We start from the raw sequence: 20,159 nt of genomic DNA, 5'->3' as shown, positions 1-20,159 counted from the left end.
GAAGTAGAAGACGTGGATAATGAAGAAGATCTGCATCACCGCGCTCCCATCGTTACCATCATGGGTCACGTTGACCACGGTAATACTTCATTACTTGACTATATCCGCAGTGCGAATGTGGTGGCCGGTGAGGCGGGTGGTATCACCCAGCACATAGGGGCCTACGAAGTAACACTGCCTAACAGCAAGAAAATAACGTTCCTCGATACACCCGGTCACGAAGCGTTTACCGCCATGCGTGCCCGCGGTGCCAAAGTAACCGATATAGCAGTAATTGTAGTGGCGGCTGACGATGCGGTAATGCCGCAAACCAAGGAAGCCATCAGCCACGCACAGGCTGCCGGTGTACCAATGATCTTTGCTATCAATAAGATCGATAAAGATGGCGCCAACCCACAAAAAATATACGAACAATTGGCAGGTATGAACCTGTTGGTTGAAGAATGGGGTGGTAAATACCAAAGCCAGCAACTGAGCGCCAAGCAGGGATTAAATGTAGACAACCTGCTGGAAAAGATCCTGCTCGAAGCGGAGTTGCTCGATCTGAAAGCAAACCCCGACCGTGAAGCAACCGGTACCATCATTGAGGCTACCCTCGATAAAGGACGTGGCTATGTAGCTACCGTTCTCGTTCAAAACGGTACCCTGAAACATGGCGACCTGGTAGTATCCGGTCAGTTTTTTGGCCGCGTAAAAGCTATGTTCAACGAACGTAACAAACGCGTTGACGAAGCGCCGCCTTCTACCCCGGTATTGATCCTGGGTCTGAACGGTGCCCCTCAGGCTGGTGAGAAATTTAAAGTATATGAAGATGAAGCAGAAGCCAAAGATGTAGCTAACCGCCGTGCTCAGATCTTACGTGAACAAGGTATACGTACCAAGAAACATATCACGCTCGATGAAATTGGCCGTCGTTTGGCATTAGGAAACTTCAAACAGTTGAACCTGATCCTTAAAGGCGACGTTGATGGTTCGGTAGAAGCGTTGAGCGATTCATTACAGAAACTGTCGACCGAAGAGATCGTTGTATCAGTAGTACATAAAGCAGTAGGTGCTATCAGTGAAAGTGATGTAATGCTGGCAACAGCTTCCGACGCCATCGTAGTTGGTTTCAACGTGCGGCCTTCAACACAGGCTAACCGCCTGGCTGAATCCGAAGGCGTGGAGATCAAACTCTACTCTATCATCTATAACGCAATCGAAGAGGTGAAGAGCGCGATGGAAGGTATGTTGGAACCCAAGATCACTGAAAAGATCGTTGCCAACGTGGAAGTACGCAACGTCTTCAAATTCGATAAAGCTACCGTTGCAGGTTGTTATGTACTCGATGGTAAGATCCTGCGTAACTCTAAGATCCGCGTAATTCGCGATGGTATCGTAGAGTATCCTAAGGGTGAAGGACAAAGCGCTGAACTGCAGTCTTTGAAACGCTTCAAAGACGACGTGAAGGAAGTGCCTTCAGGTATGGAGTGCGGTTTAACGGTTAAAAACTTTAGCGATATTAAAGTAGGCGATATAATAGAAGCGTTTGAACTGGAAGAAGTAAAACGTACATTATAAAGGCACAAAACCTAAGATTCAAGGCACAAGTCGGAACTCCTTCTTGTGCCTTGTTTTCTTAATTCTTGTTCCGTGAGCCTTGTACCTTGGGCCTTTGCACGAAACTTTTGTTAAATAACATCTTTGCCAACAGGGTAACCAGTAAATTTGGCCCCTGTCCCTTTCAAAAATATTCAGATGAAGTCTGTTTTTACTTTTATTACCGCCTTGCTTTTTGTAACCATTGCGGTAGCCCAGGCCCCACGTAAAGTAGTCGCCGATAAAATTGTAGGCATTGTAGGCGATAAGATCATATTAAAATCTGATGTGTATAACGATATCCTCGACCGTCAGCGCCGCGGAGAGCCGGTTCCTGAAAACGCCAACTGCGCCATTATGGAGCAGATACTTACGTTGAAGGCATTGGTGCTGCAGGCCGAAAAAGACTCCATCCAGGTTGGGGACGATGAAATTGACGCCTTGCTCGATAACCAGATCCGCGGTTTTGTTCAGATGTATGGGTCAAAAGAAGCCCTGGAAGAAATTGCCGGCCGCACCGTTTATCAGATCAAAGAAGATTTTCGCACCACCTTTAAGGAAAGGAAGCTCGCCGAGCGCATGCGCGATAAGATCGTAGAGAATATCAAGATCACTCCGCAGGAGGTAAAAGACTTCTTCATGAAGAAGGATCAGAAAAGCCTGCCTTATTATGAATCGCAAGTGGTGATAGGTCAAATCGTGGTGAGCCCCAAAGCCAGCCGCGACCTTGAAAAACTGACCATCGATGAGTTAAATGATTTTAAAAAGCAGGTAGAATCAGGTCAGCAGAAATTTGAGACCCTTGCCAAATTATATACCCAGGACCCCGGCAGTAAAGAAAATGGTGGTCAATACTCCATTAACCGTACAGAAAAACAATGGGACCCTATCTGGTTGAGCAATGCCTTCCGCCTTAAAGAAGGACAGATCTCGCCGGTATTCAAATCAAAATTGGGCTATTTTATTATTCAAATGGTAAGCCGCGCCGGTGACGACGCCATCGTTCGTCATATTTTGCGTGTTCCCACAGTCACCGACGACGAGATCAACGAAGCCGTTAATAAACTCGATTCTGTAAGGGCTAAATTAATTGCCGGAACCATCACATTTGGTGAGGCCGTTGCCCGCTACAGCGATGATGAGAACTCAAAATTCACTGGTGGGTATATACAAAACCAGGCCGGTTCAACCTTCCTGGAATTAGGCCAGCTCGATAAAGACCTGGTTGAAATGCTCGGAAAAACAGGACTAAAACCAGGTGAGTATTCAAAGCCTACACCTTATACTGATGACAGAGGTAAAAAAAGTGTACGCATCGTTTACCTGAAAACCCGCACCGAGCCACACGTGGAGAACCTGAAAGATGATTATGACCGGCTGGCTAAAGATGCATTGGAAGTAAAAAAACAACATGCACTTGAATCCTGGTTTGCCTCAAAGATCCCTTCCTATTACATCATGATCGATGATGAATTTAAAAGTTGCGGCACTTTGCATAACTGGATCCAGTACGCAGCAGCCGGAAATAAATAATAAAAAAAGAAATTGATTATACGTAGCCCTGGCGGTACCGCCGGGGCTACTTTTTTGCCGGTATCAGGGTAGGAAGCCTAACTAAAAATTGTGTATACGCTTTTGAGATAATGTGTTACTCATTGCAATAAATAATCATTTAAATTTAAGTGTAAACACTTAAATGACTTAGAAACGCCTTTCCGACTCTTGGCATGAACGAGCTTTTAAGTATTTTGTATAAGTATTTACATGTAAATATTAATTCAAAATGTATCATGTAAGTTACAACAAGCTGTATGTTAAAACAGTCGAAGAAATCCATTCCTGAAGTAGCTTTTGATTATGCCACCCTTAGCCTGCAAACAGACATGGCGGGTATCATCTTATCAGCTTCAGCTGACTTGCTTTCTTTTACCGGAAAGCATCAGGAAGAATTGATTGGCAATTCCTTTAAAAAAATTATTGACGCTGCCGATAAGCCCAAACTACAGGCAATACTAAATACCGGTACCGGCATTGATACTGGTCTGAACATACAACTGGCGCTGAAAGGAAAATCAGGCGTACGCCATGTTGGGTTCACCGCCACCTGCCAGCAGAGCAATCATAAAATAAATAATATAATAACCTGGAACGCCATTGCGGAAAGCAACGGGGAGGCAGAGAATGTAGCAGCCCTTCTTGAAGCCACCCGGCAGGAATTAAAAGAAGTTACCGAACGATATAAGGCATTTGTACAGCAAAGCTCAGAGATCATTTGGCGATGTGAATTACAAACACCAATAAAAATCAACGATCCGGAAGAAAAACAAATTCAACAATTGTTTAACGGGTGTTTGGCCGAGTGTAACGATCAGATGGCGCATTTTTATGGGTATGAAAATGCCAGCGATGTCATTGGAAAAACGGTATCGGTTTTCTTTGATCCCAACGAGCCTGTTACCTACCAGGTTGTAAAAGAGTTTATACAACAAGGTTATAAAATATACCGCCGGCTTTCCATGCATATAGATCACCAGGGAAATAAACGATACTTTTTGAATAACCTGGTGGGTGTGGTAGAAAATGGAAAGTTATTACGGGTTTGGACCACCCAGAATGAAATTACCGAGCTGCGGAGCAGCCAGCAACAGCTTAAAGAATATTCCGAACGTATTACAAACATCCTGGCCAGCATCACCGATGGGTTTATAGCAGTAGATAAAACGCTGACCATATTTCTTTGGAACCATGCCGTAGAACGGTTGACAGGGTTGGAATCAAAGCATGTGATCGGTTCCGGCGTTGATAAGATCTTCCCCAATTTCATTGGCACTTCTGAGTATAACCACTATATAGAGGCTATAAATAAAGACAATTCATCCAACTTCGAACATTTTCTGCCTACGTTCAATCGCTGGCTCGAAACAAGTGTGTATCCGTTTTCGCAAGGCGCCTTTATATACTTCCGTGATATTACCGATCGTAAAAAGCAGGAACGGTTACTGGAGCTGGAAAAGCAGGTGCTGGAAATAAATGCCCAACCGGCTGCTTCACTAAAGGCAACCATCGATTATTTCCTGAGCGGGCTCGAAAAAACGTTTACCGACACCATATGCTCCGTGATCATGGTGAATGATGACAAGCAAACTATCATGCATTTGTCGGGACCCAGCCTGCCCGATGAATTCACACGCGGAATAAATGGCGTGAAGATAGGACCCTGTGTGGCTTCCTGTGGCACTGCTATTTACAGAAAGGAAAGAGTAATTACGGTTGACATTGATGCGGATCCTTTATGGGAGAATTACAAAGGGTTTGCCCTACAATTCGGACTGAAGTCCTGTTGGTCGTTCCCTATTTTAAATGCAGCCAATGATGTACTGGCTACTATTGCCGTGTATCATAAGTATCCGGCCACCCCAACCGAAAGTGAATTGAGCATCTTTGAACGGGTGGTTAGTTTGCTGCGCATAATCATTGAAAATAAAAATGCCGAGCTAAAGATAAGATTGAGCAACGAACGGTATTTGCTGGTGACCAAGGCCACCAACGATGCCATTTGGGATTGGGATGTAAACACCAATACTTTGTATTGGGGTGAAGGCATTTATACCCTCTTTGGATTTAAACCCGGTTATGTAGATAATTCATCGAACTTCTGGGAAAATTGTATTCACCCCGAAGACCGCGACCGCGTGGTGAATGGATTAAACAAGTTTATTACAGATAGTACTTCCAAGATCTGGGAAGACGAATACCGGTTCATAAAACCTACTGGCGAATATGCGTTGGTGTTTGACCGGGGTTTTTTAATTTATGACCATTCCGGAAATATAGCCCGGATGGTAGGGTCCATGCAGGACATTACCGATAAAAAAGAACTGGAAAAGAAATTATTAAAACAGCAGGTAGATAAACAAAAACTGATTGCCCAGGCGGTAGTGAACGCCCAGGAAAAAGAAAGGGCCGAAATTGGCAAGGAATTACATGATAATGTGAACCAGATATTGTCAACGGCTAAATTATACCTTGAACTGGCAGAAACAGACGACAAAAGCCGGATCGACCTGATTAAACGCAGTACCAATAATATTTCCGATGCTATAAATGAGATCCGGACAATTAGCCGGTCGCTGGTGCCACCAAGTATTGGTGATCTCGGTCTAATAGATTCGGTACAGGACCTGGTTGAAAATATAAAAGCCACGCGCCGCCTGCACGTGGAGTTTTATTATTCCGGAACTATTGATGATATACTGGATGAAAAGCGAAAGCTGATGCTTTTTCGCATCATCCAGGAGCAGGTGAATAATGTTTTAAAGCATGCTGCAGCCAAGAACCTGGTCATTGAACTGATTGCAGATAGCGAAGGTCATGCGGTTGACCTTACGATCAGTGATGATGGTAAAGGATTTGAATTGGATAAAGTGCGCTCGAAAAAAGGAGTTGGACTGTCGAACATAGCCAGCCGCGCCCAATTATTCAATGGGAGTGTGCATATTGTTACAGCCCTGGGCGAAGGGTGCAAATTGAAAATTAATGTCCCTATTTCAAATATCTAAACCCCCTTATTGGTTATGGAAAAAATAAGTGTTTTAATTGCAGATGACCACAAATTGATACGGGAAACCTGGAGTTTTATCCTGAATAACGATCCCCGCTTCACTGTAGTGGCCGAATGTGGCGATTCGGAGCAGGCTGTGGAAATGGCCAAGAACAAGAAACCACAGATTGTGTTGATGGATATAAACATGCTGCCTATTTCGGGGTTTGAAGCCACAGAAAAGATCAGGAAGGTATCGCCTGCATCCCGCATTATTGGTATCTCCATGCACTCACAACCGGCCTACGCCAAAAAAATGTTGCAGATTGGCGCCCGTGGCTATGTTACCAAGAATTCCTCTAAGGAAGAAATGATAAACGCCATCATGGAAGTGCATAGCGGTAATAAATATATCTGCGATGAAATAAAGAATAATATTTCTGAACTGGTGCTGGAAGAAAATAAGGATGTGCCGAATGTAAACGCCCTCACTGAGCGGGAGATTCAGATCATTAATCTTATTAAGGAAGGACAATCATCGAAAGAGATTGCCACGAGCCTGAATATTTCTTTAAAAACAGTAGAGGTGCACCGGCATAATATTCTGAAAAAGCTGAAACTGAAAAACTCAGCTTCGCTGGTGAACTTTATTAATAATGTAGCTACGAGTATGTAATTGTGTGTAATGCACAATTATATATAGAGTATAACTAATGTTTATTAGTAAGAATATAAGGGACAATTAATCACCAATTTGGGGGATATGTATCAATCGTCTAGGGGTAAACCTTTATATCCTGCTGAAAAAATTCATTAAGTGTTTAAAAGACATTGAATAATTTGTGAATTCTTTCAGAAAAAATAAGATGTTTGTGCTACCAATATCTATAGTAAAACAATCAAAATCCAACGTCCGTAATCCAGATCCTAGCGAAAGCCGAACCGTCCAATGCCCGTTTAAATTAAAAAACAAACCGGCGCAGATATTGATCCAATGTCCTGATGAGGAACAACCCCCATACCTATGAAGACTGGGGGTTTTTTTCATTTTTCTCTAACACTTCTACGCTCCCTCACATTTCTTCTTTTCCTTAATTACTCGTAGCTTTGCGCTTTCTTTTTATAATCGGGAGTAATACATGAGTGATGCAATAAAACATGAATGTGGTTTAGCATTCATCCGTTTAAGAAAGCCGTTCTCCTACTATTTACAGCAATACGGTACAGTAATGTGGGGCCTTAACAAGCTGTACTTGCTCATGGAAAAACAACACAACCGAGGTCAGGATGGCGCTGGTTTGGCCGCTGTGAAGCTGAATGTGGAACCTGGTTACCCATTTCTCTCCCGAATTAGAAGCGCTGCCAATCAACCCATTGCAGACATTTTTAGCAAAGTAAGTGCAGAAGTGAAAGAGCTGGAAAAATACCAGCCCGATGTAATGAAACACCCCGGCTTAATGAAGGGACATATTTCATTTCTCGGTGAATTGCTGTTGGGGCACCTCCGCTACGGCACCCAGGGAAAGAACAATGCAGAATTCTGTCATCCATTTATAAAACGCCACACCATCCCCGCCCGTAACATGGCGCTGGCTGGTAACTTTAACCTGGTTAATACCGATGAGTTGTTTAACCTCATCAATATAGAGCCGGGCGAGTTTCAAAAACAAAGCGACCTGGCCGCTATGATGGAAGTGATCCATCATTTTCTGGTTAAAGGCGATGAACACTCACAGATCGATGTGGATGTATTAGGTGTATTGCGCAAAGCAGTACCCTTGTTCGATGGTGGTTTTACCGTTGGTGGTTTGCTGGGTAATGGCGATTCATTTGTATTCAGGGATGCTCATGGCATACGTCCTGCATATTATTATATTGACGAAGATGTGATTGTAGCCGCTTCAGAGCGTTCGGCCATCCGTACCGTGTTCAATGTGGGCGAAAATGAGGTGAAGGAACTGATGCCCGGTATGGGCCTGGTGGTAAAAGCTAATGGCGAATTCACCATCGACAAGGTGGTAGAACCAAAAGAACGCAAGGCCTGTAGCTTTGAGCGCATTTATTTTTCGCGCGGAAGTGATGAGAAGATCTACCGCGAGCGGAATGCACTTGGTTATAATTTGACACCCCAGATCCTGGAGTCAATTAATAACGATCTTAAGCACACCATTTTTTCATTTATTCCCAATACGGCCGAAGTAGCCTTTTACGGGTTATGGAAAGGCCTCGATGATTATTTAAAGAAAGTAAAAATTGAGCGTATACTATCCTGGGGTAAGAATTTTACCGAAGAAGAGTTGGCTGAAATGATCAACCGTAAAGTACGGATTGAGAAAATCGCTATTAAGGACGTTAAGATGCGTACCTTCATTACAGAAGATGTAAGCCGTAATGAAATGGTGCAGCACGTGTATGACGTTACCTACGGAACGGTGGAAAAGGGAGTTGATACATTGGTGGTGATTGATGATTCTATCGTAAGAGGTACAACCCTTAAAGAAAGCATCGTGCGGATGCTGGCCAGGCTGGCACCGAAAAAGATCATTGTTGTTTCTTCGGCGCCTCAGATCCGCTATCCCGATTGCTATGGTATTGATATGAGTAAGCTGGGCGATTTTATTGCCTTCAAAGCGGCTACGGAATTAATGAAAGAGCAGGGCAAGGAAAATTGTCTGATAGAATTGTACGAAAGATGTAAAGAATTGCAACGTTTAGACCAGCTACATACGGAAAACGTGGTTCAGCACGTTTATAAACCATTCACAACCGAACAGATCTCGAATAAAGTTGCTGAATTAATTACCCCCAAAGGGCTTGAAATCCCGGTGCAGGTAATTTTTCAGACAATAGAGTCCCTTCACCAAGCGTGTCCAACCAATACAGGCGACTGGTATTTTACCGGTAATTACCCGACCCCTGGCGGCAACCGGGTGGTAAATAAGGCTTTTATCAACTATATGGAGGGTAAGAACGTAAGAGGGTATTAAAAATCTTATTAGATTGAAAGTTATACTGTTATTAATGCATATTTAATTTGGTATTTGCATATATCAGAAAAAATGCTTAATATCAGGTACGGGATTATATGTAACCTCTTCAGTACCCCCCGGAAAACTAAGGTATAAGCTCATCATTAGTAGTTGTACATAGGTACTGAAACAGACCTGGTGCCTGTTTTGTATGCCAATTGTGCAGATTAAAAGCTCATTCACACACACTACTGAAAAAAAATTCGTATGAGTAAAATTACCATCATGATTGTTGATGATCACACCTTGATCCGCGAAACCTGGTCGTATTTGTTAGGACGGAACGAAGAACTGGAAGTTATTGCTGAATTAGGGGATGGTCAACGAGCTATTGAAATTGCACGGGACAAGCGTCCCAACATTGTGCTGCTCGATATTAACATGTCCCCGTTGAATGGGTTTGACATTTTAAAAATGATCCGTAAACTCTCGCCCGGTTCAAAAGTTATTGCCGTATCAATGCACTCGCAACCTGCGTATGCAAAGAAAATGCTGCGCCTGGGCGCCCGGGGTTATGTAACCAAGAATTCTCCCCGTAAGGAAATGCTCGATGCCATTCACCAGGTAACAGCCGGCAATGTGTACATCTGCCAGGAGGTGAAGAACATTCTTTCTGAGCAAATGATGAATGAAGAAGAAGGCGGAGATGGTTTGAACCAACTTTCTGAACGCGAAATAGAGGTGATAAATCTTATTCGCAACGGGTTATCGTCAAAAGAAATAGCAGATAAGTTAGCCATCTCTATAAAAACCGTTGAAGTTCACCGGCACAACATCCTAAAGAAATTAAAAGTAAAAAATACAGCATCGCTGATTAACTATATCAATTCGAGCGGACTGTAATTCTCCTTTCTTTTATTGGATAATAATACACCTAACTAATCGTATTTTTCCCCGGTCGGCAGGTGCATTTGGCAAAGTATTTGCGGCAAATGCACCTGCCGACCGTTTAGCTTCCTATGGGGAACCAATTTTAATAACAGTGAACCTGTTAAATTTCTGATTCCTTTGATCGAACTCATTATTTTTAGGGGGATTTATCCCCCTTTTATTTTTTATGAAGTCAGTAATAATCATAAGGCACGCAAAAAGCAGTTGGGATCAACCCGGTGTTGAAGATTTTGATCGTCCTTTAAATGACAGAGGTAAAGAAGATGCGCCCAAAATGGCGGCGCGGTTGCTCGATCGAAAAGTGAAGATCGATGCTTTTATTGCAAGCTCCGCTAAAAGAGCCCGCAAAACCGCTTCGCTGTTCATTAAAGAATATGGTGGCGATAAAGACGACATCATTCTGGCACCTGAATTATACCTGGCCGGTCCCGACGCGTTTTATGACGTGATAGCAAAAGCGCCTTCATCAGCAAATACCATTGCCCTCTTTGCGCATAATCCCGGCATTACCGAGTTTGCCAACGAGTTAACCGATGTTCGCATCGACGATATGCCTACCTGCGCCATCTTTGCCATTAAAGTTGATATTAAGGATTGGGCTGAATTCAAAGATGCCCGGAAAGAATACTGGTTCTTTGATTATCCGAAATCTGTCTGAACTGGGATAGATGGGATTTTTGGGATGGATGGGAGAACGGATGAGATCACTTTTGCTTTGATTCTTTGATTTGATCTATCAATTCCTGGATCGCCTTTTCGTAATCATCCATTGGCCAGGGACTTACCTGATAAGGGAATTTACTGGCTGCTGCCAATGAGTTTTGTAAGTTGAACTGCGCTTGTGAAATGGTATAGGCCAGCTGTTCATTGTGCAAATGAGCAGCTACGTATTCCTGTTCTGCCTGTCCCGGCGTGGGTACTAAAATACTTTTCTTACCCAGCTTTAACAGGTCCATCACCGTGGTGTACCCCGAACGGCTAATTACCAACTCCGCATTACACATCAATTTATTTAGCAGGCCCGCTGGCGCGTGGTTGTATATAGTTATATTGTTTTTAACCTGCACGGCCTCACCTTCTCCCGGCAATCCTCTTACCAAGACTGTTTTGCCCGGTTGCTGTTCCAGTTCCTTCAACAAAAGGTTTTCAAATATGCTGCGTTGCGGTTCAGGGCCTGAAAGAATGACCAGTAATTGAATGGGATTGGTTGTAGCGGAACAGGCTTTTAACCGGCTAAGTCCGCCTATATACTGTACAGGGATGTTTGGTAATGTAACAGGGTTTGATAACCTGCCTGCCAGCGTTTTTGTTCCCTTGCGGTCAGGCACCCAACAGTTGGAGAACCGGTTAATACGACGATAGTTTAACCATTGAACCAAACGGTCAGCTACTTTGCCCAATCCGGTTTTTATATACAATTGATGCGTAATAAAAATTGAAGGAATGTTGCTGGTGTATAAACCGTACCGGTTATCTGAAATAATACAGTCAACGTGTTGCGATTTCAGGAAAATATTTAACCAGCTCTTTTCGTTATTGATTCGGATCAATATTTTTGGAGTCTGGAGAATGATCCGGACTATTGTACCCCACCTCTTTTTGCCGTATTTCAAATTATAGCCTGCCAGATGCACATATGTAATAAGCCCGGGAAATTCCCTGGCCAACAACACTTTTTGCGTTGAATTACAGGCTATAATAATTGAACATCCCTGCTGTAACAATTCGTGGATGATGGGAATACAACGGGTGGTATGGCCTAATCCCCAATCGAGTGGCGATAATAGTACGATGGGTTTTTGCGACGGGATGTTAAAATTGTTTAATTCGGCCAAACTGAAGTACTAATTTGTTCGTAAAATAGTTTAATTTAGTAAGAACCAAGTATATGAAGAAAGTAAGTTATTCCGTATTAATTGTGTTATTAATTAGCCTGGTTATGGCCGGTTGCAGTTCCGGTAATCGCATCGCAGGTGGCGGTTCGTCCAAAAAATGCGGTTGTGGTTTAAACAGGGGATTTGTAGGTTATTAAAGCCGATGTGAAATGAAAAACTCTAATCGCGATTTGCTCATTCTGGTAAAGGAAGCTTATACAAACCAGGAAGCCATGCAATATGAGCTTCAGCAATTGAATACGCTATTAGGGGATTTTGAAACACTGGAAAGTTTTTGCCTGGCGCATGAAGTTTTCGATTTGCAGAAATATCGCATCCTTACAAAAAAGGCCCAATTACAAAAGACAATAGAAAAAGATACTTTAAAGCCTTTTGTATTTATCTGCAACAAAAATTAACTGGTTGTACTTATAATAAAAAAGCGAGATAAAGGAAAACCCTTTATCTCGCTTTGCTTTTATAGCTGCTTAACTTAATTTCTTTAAGGCATTCCTGAGCTGGTCTATCATTTCGCCAATCTCCTCTTTTTTGCAGGTACCCACGCTTAAGCGGTACCAGGGAGATGAGTTGTCGGCCCCAAACGCATAAAAGGGAACCACGGCCAGTTTTGCTTCGTTCAACAAGTAAGCGGTAACATCGCTTTGCTGCGTCAGTTGGTTGCCAGTGGCTGTTTTTTTGCCAACCAGGTCAATTTTTATAGTGAGGTATATGGCAGCCTGCGGGGCAATGGCGTCAACGGAAAAACCTTCTTTTTTCAATTGCTGCAAACCATTGTAAATATCCCGCAAACGCACTTCTACTTCCCCTTTAAAATGCTTCAGGTAATTATCGATCGCCTCTTTATTGTACATAAAGCGGGCAACAGCCTTTTGCTCGGCCATTGGCGCCCAGGAACCAATATGGCTCATGATCGCTTTCATTTTATCGAGAATAACCTGCGGACCAAACGCCCAGCCCACGCGTACCCCGGTAGCGGCAAAACACTTACTGATGGCATCAATGAAGATCGTGTAGGGCTGCATGGCAGGTCTAAGCGATACGGGATTACAGTGTTCAATATCTCCGAACGTAAGCTGCCAGTACATTTGATCGTACATCACATATAACTTCTTTTCATTATCACCCCGGCGGCTATTTTCTTCCAGCACCATATCGCAAATGGCTTCCAGGTCGTGTTTGGTAAAAGTGGTGCCGGTAGGGTTTTGCGGCGAACACAAAGCCAGTAAGGTAGCGCCCTTTAAATGGGGCTTTATGTCTTTGGCAATGGGCATAAAGTTGTTTTCGGCCCGGGCTTCTACCACTACATGTTCTGCGCCTATAAAGTGCGTATAATGGTTATTGTTCCAGGAGGGAACTGCATAAATTACCTTATCTTCCTTATCGCAAATGGCGCGATACAGCGAATAGATAAGCGGCCGGCCGCCACAGGATACCAGTATTTCGGAAGCTTTATAGCTGAGCTGTTCCCGTTCTTTCAGGAAGTGAGCAATCGCCTCCCGCAGGTCGAGGTTACCCTCTGCGGCGGGATAATTGGTAAAATGTTCCCGGTAGGCCTTAATGATCTCTTCTTCCAGTTCTTTGGGAATAGGGAATATAGCAGGATCAAAATCACCGACAGTAAAGTTATAGATCCTTTCTCCCGCACGGATCTTATCGCGTATTTCGCCGCCCAGTTTTACAATTTCCGACCCAATTAAAGTTTCTGCAAGATGGCTAAGTTTCATCTGTAAATATTATAATGCAAAAATAGCCTATCGCTGCCAATTAGGGGATGTAAACAGGCTATCCACTCTATAACATCTAACTTTTCGCCTATGTTAACATGTATATCCCGTTACCTTTGCAAGGATTTAACAACTTAAGCGTTTTAATTTTCAATAATTCAGGTATTTTTCTGTTATTGCAATACTATGAAAAGACTTTTATCGCTGGCTATCCTGTTGATAAGCTGTATGTTAACTGAGGCACAATCGGGTTATAACATTCCTATTACGTTAAAGCCTTATAAGAATACCTACGTTTATCTGGGTTATTATTATGGCAGGTTAAAAGCCCTGGCCGATTCCACCATGCTGGATGAGAATGGCAAAGGCGTATTTTCGGGAAAGGAACCGTTGCCAGGCGGTATTTACTTTATTGTTTCTCCCCATAAAGAGATCCTGTTCGAGCTGCTGATAGATAAACAACAACAGTTTTCCATCGCCGCCGACTCGGCCTCCCTGCCCAATAATGTTGTTTTTACGGGTTCGCAGGAAAACAAACTCTTCCATTTGTATACCCGGTTCACCAACCAGATAGGCAACGAGATCAATAAAACCAATACAGAATTAAAGGCGGCAAAGACCGCAAAAGATTCTACGAAGCTGAAAACCCGCTTAAAATGGTTGACCGATAAAATGCAATTGTACCGTGATAGCATGGTGGCTAAAAATTCCAATTCATTTTTATCGGCTCTGTTTCAGGCAATGAAAGAACCGGTGATACCACCAGGGGCCAAACATCCGGGCGGAAAATATGACTCGCTCTTCGCATATAAATATTTTAAATCACATTACTGGGATGGTGTTTCCTTCGATGACGGAAGACTGGTACGAACTCCCTTCTTTGAAGCAAAGCTGGAAAAATATTATAAAGAACTGGTAGTGCCGAACCCCGATTCAATAATAGCGGAAGTAGACCACATGTTACTGTATTCAAGAAGCAGCACCGAGATGTTTAAATTCCTGATGGTGCATTTTGTACAGAAATACATAAATCCTGAATACATGGGTCAGGACGCCGTATTTGTTCACCTGTTTGAAAAATACATCAATACCGGCCAGGCCGACTTCTTTACCCAACAGTATAAAGATTATACCTTCAAAAGGGCTTACAGCATGATGGCTAACCTGATTGGGCAACCGGCCGCGCCACTTGACCTGGTTGATACGCTCGACAAACCGGCCCCCCTGCATAATTTAAAAAGCAATTTTGTAGTGATCTGTTTCTGGGATCCTACCTGCAGCCATTGTAAAGAAACCGTACCCAAAGTTGATTCGATCTATAAAGCCAAATGGAAAAATGAAGGAGTTGCTTTATACGGCGTAATGGTAGATGGCGGCAAAGAGAACTGGAAAAAATTCATAAACGATAATAAGCTCACCGGCTGGACGCATGCGTATCAGTTACCTTCCCAGCAAAAAGAAGAGGAAGCGGCAAACAAACCTAATTATCGTCAGCTTTATGATGTGTACCAAACGCCTATTTTATATTTGCTCGATAAAGACAAAAACATCATAGCCAAAAAGCTCAGCTACCAGCAACTGGATGAGGTGATTGATCTTAAACTAAAAACTAAAAAATCTAACTAGCATTATGACTGTTATCAGTAAAGCGGCTGTTGCTACATTATTGATCTTCATGACTGCGGCTGCAAACGCTCAGGTATTGTTTACCTACGGCGGCAAAGCGGTTACAAAGAATGAATTTCTAAAGGCCTACAACAAGAATAATTCGGATACCAAGCCAACCGATCAGTCGTACCACGATTACCTGGAACTGTACATTCGCTTCAAGCTGAAAGTACAGGCAGCGCTTGATAAAAAAATGGATACCCTGTCTAACCAGCAGGCAGAAGTGAGCAGCTTTCGAAACCAGATACTGGATGGCTATGTACGCGACGAAGGCAGTATCAATGACCTTACTACCGAAGCCATTGTTCGCAGCAAAAAAGACATCCATGTTGCCCACATCTTTGTGGCTGCCGGAAAAAATGCAACGCTTGATGATATAAAGAAAGCGCAGGATAAGATCAATGCCGCTTATAGCGAATTGCAGAAAGGCCAGGATTTTGGAAAAGTAGCCACACAGTATTCTGAAGATGCTACCGTTTCAGAAAATAAAGGCGATATCGGGTACATAACCTCGTTGGTGTTACCATACGAACTGGAAAACGCAGTGTACAGCACCCCGGTTAATAAATACACAGCAGCTATTCGCAGTAAAGCAGGGTTTCACATTTTCAAAAACCTGGGCGAAAGAGAAGGCCAGGGCAGAATGAAAGTGGCGCAAATATTACTGGCATTTCCGCCCGACGCCACCGAAGCGCAAAAAGAAACGATCAAAAAAAGAGCCGATTCCATTTATAACGAATTGACTAGTGGCAGCGATTTTAAAGTACTGGTAACCAGGTTCAGCAACGATAACATCTCCTGGCAGGCAGGGGGTGAAATGATGGAGTTTGGCGTTGGACAATACGAACTGCCATTTGAAAATGCCGCATTTGCCCTTAAAAAAGATGGCGAGATCAGCAAGCCGGTATTAAGCAGTTTTGGCTATCACATTATAAAAAGGCTGGCGTACAAACCTGCCACCGGCGATACTGCCAATAACCAGTTGCGCGACGAAATGAAGCAACGAATAGTGGCAACCGACCGGCTGGAAGTATCACAAAAAATGTTGCTGAAAAAAGTATTTCAGGTAACCGGGTTTAAAAAGAATAATGTAAACGAGCAACACCTGTTTGTAATAGCCGATAGTGTTTTAGATAATAAACGCATACCCGTTTTTGCAGATGTTACCCTTAAAACACCGTTATTCTCCTTCACTAAAAAAACAGTTACCGTAAAAGATTTTCAGGCTTACCTGGAAACGTTACGTAACTATGAAAATATGAAGGCTGGTAAAACCAGGGCGCAAATGTTACAGGAGTTTACTGAAGTAAGCGCTTTCGATTACTACCGCCAACACCTGGAAGAATTCAATAAAGACTTTAAGGATCAGTTGAACGAGTTTAAAGAAGGAAACCTGTTGTTCGAAATTATGCAACGCAACATCTGGGATCCTGCTTCCATTGATTCTGCCGGGTTGCGCAACTACTACAATGCCCATAAAGACAAATACTGGTGGGAAAGCAGCGCCGATGCAATTATTCTTACTGCCACCAACCAAGAGGCATCGGAAGAGTATAGAACAAAAATTAAAGACAACTATAAGGACTGGCAAAAGTATATCAATGCCAGCGCCGGTCACTTACAGGGCGATTCCGGCCGTTTTGAATTGAGCCAGATACCTGTTGTAGAAAGAACCAATTTTACCGAAGGACTGGTTACTGCCAATGTGAGAAATGAAAATGATAATACGGTCGCATTTGCCTACATAATTAAATTATACCCTAACCGCGAAATGCGTGGGTTTAACGATGCCCGTGGTTTTGTGATCAACGATTACCAGGTATTCCTCGAAGAAAAATGGATAGCAGACTTAAAGAAGAAATATCCGGTTAAAATAAATGAAGCAGAACTGAAAAAACTGCCAAAATAACCAGGGAACATCCATACTACATTATTCAATTGAATACACGTAAAATGCTACTTGAAAAAGTAGCATTTTTTTATATATGATCCCGGATAAAATTAAACCTCGAACAACAAAAAAGGTCATAGGAGAACTTTTTCATAACACCCTGTAAAAAACAACTCTTATGATCGCGAAAAGATTGGTTTATTTATTCGTTTTAGGTACTATTAGTGTAACTTCTTTTGCACAGGAAAGCGCCGCCTGGTTAAAAGGCGGGGTAAACTTTGCCAATGTATCTTATGATAGTAAAGGAGAAGTAGATAATGCCAACCTGCTAACGTCCTTTCATGTCGGTATAATGGGAGATATTAGTATTACCAAAGTGCTGGCCATTCAACCAGGTTTATTATTTACCGGTAAAGGATCCCGGCTTCAAAGTGGTAGTCCCGGCGACGTTAATTATTACAAGGCAACCACCAACCCATTGTATGTTGAATTACCTGTAAATGCTGTAATTAAACTTCCCCTTGATAAGGAATCAAATTTCTATTTCGGAGCAGGCCCCTACATAGCCATGGGTGTTGGTGGTAAACGTAAAATTGAAGGAAAGACCCTTGGTCTGGCATATAGCAACAATGAAAAAATAGAATTCAGCAATGATGACCCTACTACATTTAAAACTGAAGAGGGCGCTGGTTTAGGCGTAATGCGAAGATTCGATTACGGGTTAAATGGCACTGCAGGATTCCAGTTAAAAGATTTTTTGATAGGTCTCAATTATGGCTATGGGTTAGCCAAATTGCAGTCGGGCACAAACAGTTCAGATGATAATCAGAACAAGCACCGGGTCCTAAGCATTTCAATAGGCTTTAAGTTATAAGAGCGCTTTCAACTCCCAAACTTTTTATTGGATCTCATATATGTAAACTGTTTCTTGAACAAGAAACAGTTTTTTCTTTTTAAGCAGAAAAGGATATTCAGAAAGGTCCCTTTTTGAAACCAGGTAACGGATATTGAACTTTTTCAGCGACTGGTATTGTTTATCGGTCCAGGTACTAAAATTGCGGCAATGGAAATAATAACAAAGCTGGGTGGCTTCAACCATGGCAGTAGGATAAACCGCAATAGATTGATCCTTCAAAAACGACAATTGCGGTAACTGCTGATAAAAACTTTTTTGGTATTGGTAATCGCCTGATGCCTGGGTTAATTTACGATACCCAATTGTAAGAAAAGGATATACGCTTAAAAGCAGTAAAAGAACAAATACAGGCGTAAACAGCTTTTTGTTTACCAGGTTCCAGGCCCGTTGCGCCGCAAAGAAAAGCAACAGATGAAACAGAATAATGCAGGTTAAAATGTAGCGGTCAAGAATAAATAAGGGCAGGTATAGCAATGGATAACAAACAAAGAACCAGGCTATTTTATGAATGCTGCGATCACAATTTTCCTTGACCGGCTTTTTACGGTTAATAGCTAATACCAATAATGAAAATAATAATATTAACCATTTGGCGCCGGTGCCATCCAGGTTCATTATCAATTTCCTGACGGAGGCTTTTATCAGGTTTACCTGGTAGTTAAAGTTACGGGCATTACTAAAGGGCGACCAATCGTATTGATCCAGTGAATGAGCCGGGTTAATATGTGCGCTGTAAGCCTCATTAAAAGGCGGCGCATATAAACCTTCATCGGTAGGGAATCCCTTACCATAATCGGGGCTCACAAAATAATGATTGAACGGGCCTGCAGTAGTAATAACCGGCTTGCCTTCATGTAGGCTTATCGCCACTATCCAGCTGGAAGAAAGAAGAATAAAAAGCCCATATGCTTTTATTAAAAGGATAAGCTTTTTTGATTTGAACGACCGGTTTTTTACAAGCAGCAACAACAGCCAGCTACCCATAAACAGATGCATGGGCACAAAACTATACAGCTTGGCAAAGAAGGCGCACGCTGCAATAACACCCGCCCACCAGGGCATTTGTTTATTATATTCAAAACGTTGATCGGTTACCAGCAGCAGGAACCACAAACAAAAAACAGCTGCCATCAAATCGGGCGTAAGGGCCGACATGGCATAGAACAACAGCAATAGCAGCAGGTAGCAGTTAAATGTGTAGTAAAATACAGGCGTTGTAATATAACGCTGGGCCAGTTTGCACAAAACGTACAAGCCCAGCCCTGCTACCAAAAAGTTTATTATATAACAGCATGGCAAAAAAGGTAACCCTGCCAGCTTGCAAAAACATAGTATCCAGCTATAGAGGGGCGACCAAAAGCCATTAATAGCATGTTGCCAGTCGCCGGCCGCATATCTTTCAGCCAGGTTGATGTAACTCAGCGTATCATTATTCAAAAACTTATGATACGCAAACTGAAAGTATACACCAACCGATGCCCCAATAAAAAACAGGCCAGCAAGCAATCTGTTAAAGCCTGTTTGTTGCATCGTTATTTTATTTCCTTAACTACATTGTAGATCACCTTGGGCTTGCCCAGGGTATAATAGTGCAGAACTGGTACGCCGGCTTTTTTCAATTCTTTCGATTGTAGTAACAGCCATTCTGTTCCAACTTTTTCAACATCAGCATCCGTTTTGCAATTCATGATCTCATTGGCCAGATCATCGGGAATATCAACATGGAAAGTGCGGGGAATAACCGACAATTGCTTTTTGCTGGTAATGGGTTTCAAACCTGGAATGATGGGTATGGTGATGCCATTTTCACGGCAACGTTTTACAAAGTCGAAGTATTTCTGGTTATCGAAGAACATTTGCGTTACCACATACTCAGCGCCCGCAGCTACTTTAGCCTTCAGGAAGGCCAGGTCGGTTTGCAGGTTGGGTGCTTCAAAGTGTTTCTCAGGATAACCGGCCACGCCGCAGCAGAAGTCGGTTTTAAAGCCATCGCGGATGTCTTCTTCCAGGTAAATACCGGTATTCAG

At 42.8% G+C, this 20,159-nt stretch carries 15 protein-coding genes; 11 read left to right on the top strand and 4 right to left on the bottom strand.

Going from position 1 to position 20,159, the window contains the following annotated elements; genetic code table 11:
- The 7 genes from infB to ACJ751_RS14840 all read left to right on the top strand — a co-directional run.
- Window positions 1-1,560, top strand: a 1,560-nt coding sequence (gene infB / locus ACJ751_RS14870; RefSeq protein ID WP_407746289.1) for a translation initiation factor IF-2, incomplete at its 5' end; no start/stop codon positions are given.
- Between the two features lie 177 nt (window positions 1,561-1,737).
- On the top strand, window positions 1,738-3,111 hold the full coding sequence (locus ACJ751_RS14865; RefSeq protein ID WP_407746288.1) for a peptidylprolyl isomerase: 1,374 nt from the start codon (window positions 1,738-1,740) through the stop codon (window positions 3,109-3,111).
- Between the two features lie 278 nt (window positions 3,112-3,389).
- A complete protein-coding gene (locus ACJ751_RS14860) occupies window positions 3,390-6,137 on the top strand; it encodes a PAS domain S-box protein (protein WP_407746287.1) in 2,748 nt (915 codons plus the stop codon).
- Window positions 6,138-6,152: 15 nt separating this feature from the next.
- Complete coding sequence (locus ACJ751_RS14855; protein WP_407746286.1) at window positions 6,153-6,794, top strand: response regulator; 642 nt, start codon at window positions 6,153-6,155, stop codon at window positions 6,792-6,794.
- A 463-nt stretch (window positions 6,795-7,257) separates the two neighbouring features.
- Entirely contained in the window at window positions 7,258-9,105 is a 1,848-nt protein-coding gene (locus tag ACJ751_RS14850) for an amidophosphoribosyltransferase (protein WP_407746285.1), read from the top strand.
- A 249-nt stretch (window positions 9,106-9,354) separates the two neighbouring features.
- Window positions 9,355-9,990, top strand: a complete 636-nt coding sequence (locus ACJ751_RS14845; protein ID WP_014222228.1) for a response regulator transcription factor — start codon at window positions 9,355-9,357, stop codon at window positions 9,988-9,990.
- A gap of 214 nt (window positions 9,991-10,204) precedes the next feature.
- Entirely contained in the window at window positions 10,205-10,696 is a 492-nt protein-coding gene (locus ACJ751_RS14840; RefSeq protein WP_407746284.1) for a SixA phosphatase family protein, read from the top strand.
- Between the two features lie 46 nt (window positions 10,697-10,742).
- Here ACJ751_RS14840 and ACJ751_RS14835 read toward each other — a convergent pair whose 3' ends face one another.
- Window positions 10,743-11,873 carry a glycosyltransferase gene (locus ACJ751_RS14835; RefSeq protein ID WP_407746283.1) on the bottom strand — a complete coding sequence of 377 codons (1,131 nt, stop codon included), beginning with the start codon at window positions 11,871-11,873 and terminating at the stop codon, window positions 10,743-10,745.
- Window positions 11,874-12,082: 209 nt separating this feature from the next.
- Between ACJ751_RS14835 and ACJ751_RS14830 the strand changes: the two genes are divergently transcribed.
- Entirely contained in the window at window positions 12,083-12,331 is a 249-nt protein-coding gene (locus ACJ751_RS14830) for a hypothetical protein (protein WP_407746282.1), read from the top strand.
- A 69-nt stretch (window positions 12,332-12,400) separates the two neighbouring features.
- On the opposite strand, the gene ACJ751_RS14825 is transcribed toward ACJ751_RS14830, so the two are convergent.
- Entirely contained in the window at window positions 12,401-13,657 is a 1,257-nt protein-coding gene (locus tag ACJ751_RS14825) for a pyridoxal phosphate-dependent aminotransferase (protein WP_407746281.1), read from the bottom strand.
- Between the two features lie 186 nt (window positions 13,658-13,843).
- On the opposite strand from ACJ751_RS14825, the gene ACJ751_RS14820 reads away from it, so the two are divergent.
- From ACJ751_RS14820 to ACJ751_RS14810, 3 genes are all read left to right on the top strand, one after another.
- The gene (locus tag ACJ751_RS14820) at window positions 13,844-15,283 is read left to right on the top strand and encodes a redoxin domain-containing protein (RefSeq protein WP_407746280.1); all 1,440 of its coding nucleotides are present in this window, start codon (window positions 13,844-13,846) and stop codon (window positions 15,281-15,283) included.
- A 4-nt stretch (window positions 15,284-15,287) separates the two neighbouring features.
- Window positions 15,288-17,234, top strand: coding sequence for a peptidylprolyl isomerase (locus ACJ751_RS14815; RefSeq protein WP_407746279.1), 1,947 nt, complete (start codon window positions 15,288-15,290; stop codon window positions 17,232-17,234).
- 160 nt (window positions 17,235-17,394) lie between these two features.
- Window positions 17,395-18,090, top strand: a complete 696-nt coding sequence (locus tag ACJ751_RS14810; protein ID WP_407746278.1) for a porin family protein — start codon at window positions 17,395-17,397, stop codon at window positions 18,088-18,090.
- A gap of 24 nt (window positions 18,091-18,114) precedes the next feature.
- Here ACJ751_RS14810 and ACJ751_RS14805 read toward each other — a convergent pair whose 3' ends face one another.
- Window positions 18,115-19,662 carry a hypothetical protein gene (locus tag ACJ751_RS14805; protein WP_407746277.1) on the bottom strand — a complete coding sequence of 516 codons (1,548 nt, stop codon included), beginning with the start codon at window positions 19,660-19,662 and terminating at the stop codon, window positions 18,115-18,117.
- Between the two features lie 2 nt (window positions 19,663-19,664).
- Window positions 19,665-20,159: methylenetetrahydrofolate reductase (locus ACJ751_RS14800; RefSeq protein WP_407746276.1), on the bottom strand; the 495-nt coding region annotated here is incomplete at its 5' end.

It is taken from the genome of Niastella sp. (genome assembly GCF_045805085.1).
Classification (GTDB): Bacteria; Bacteroidota; Bacteroidia; order Chitinophagales; family Chitinophagaceae; genus Niastella.
The sequence above is the reverse complement of the archived record's forward strand: the minus strand, read 5'-3'. Positions and strand labels throughout refer to the sequence as shown.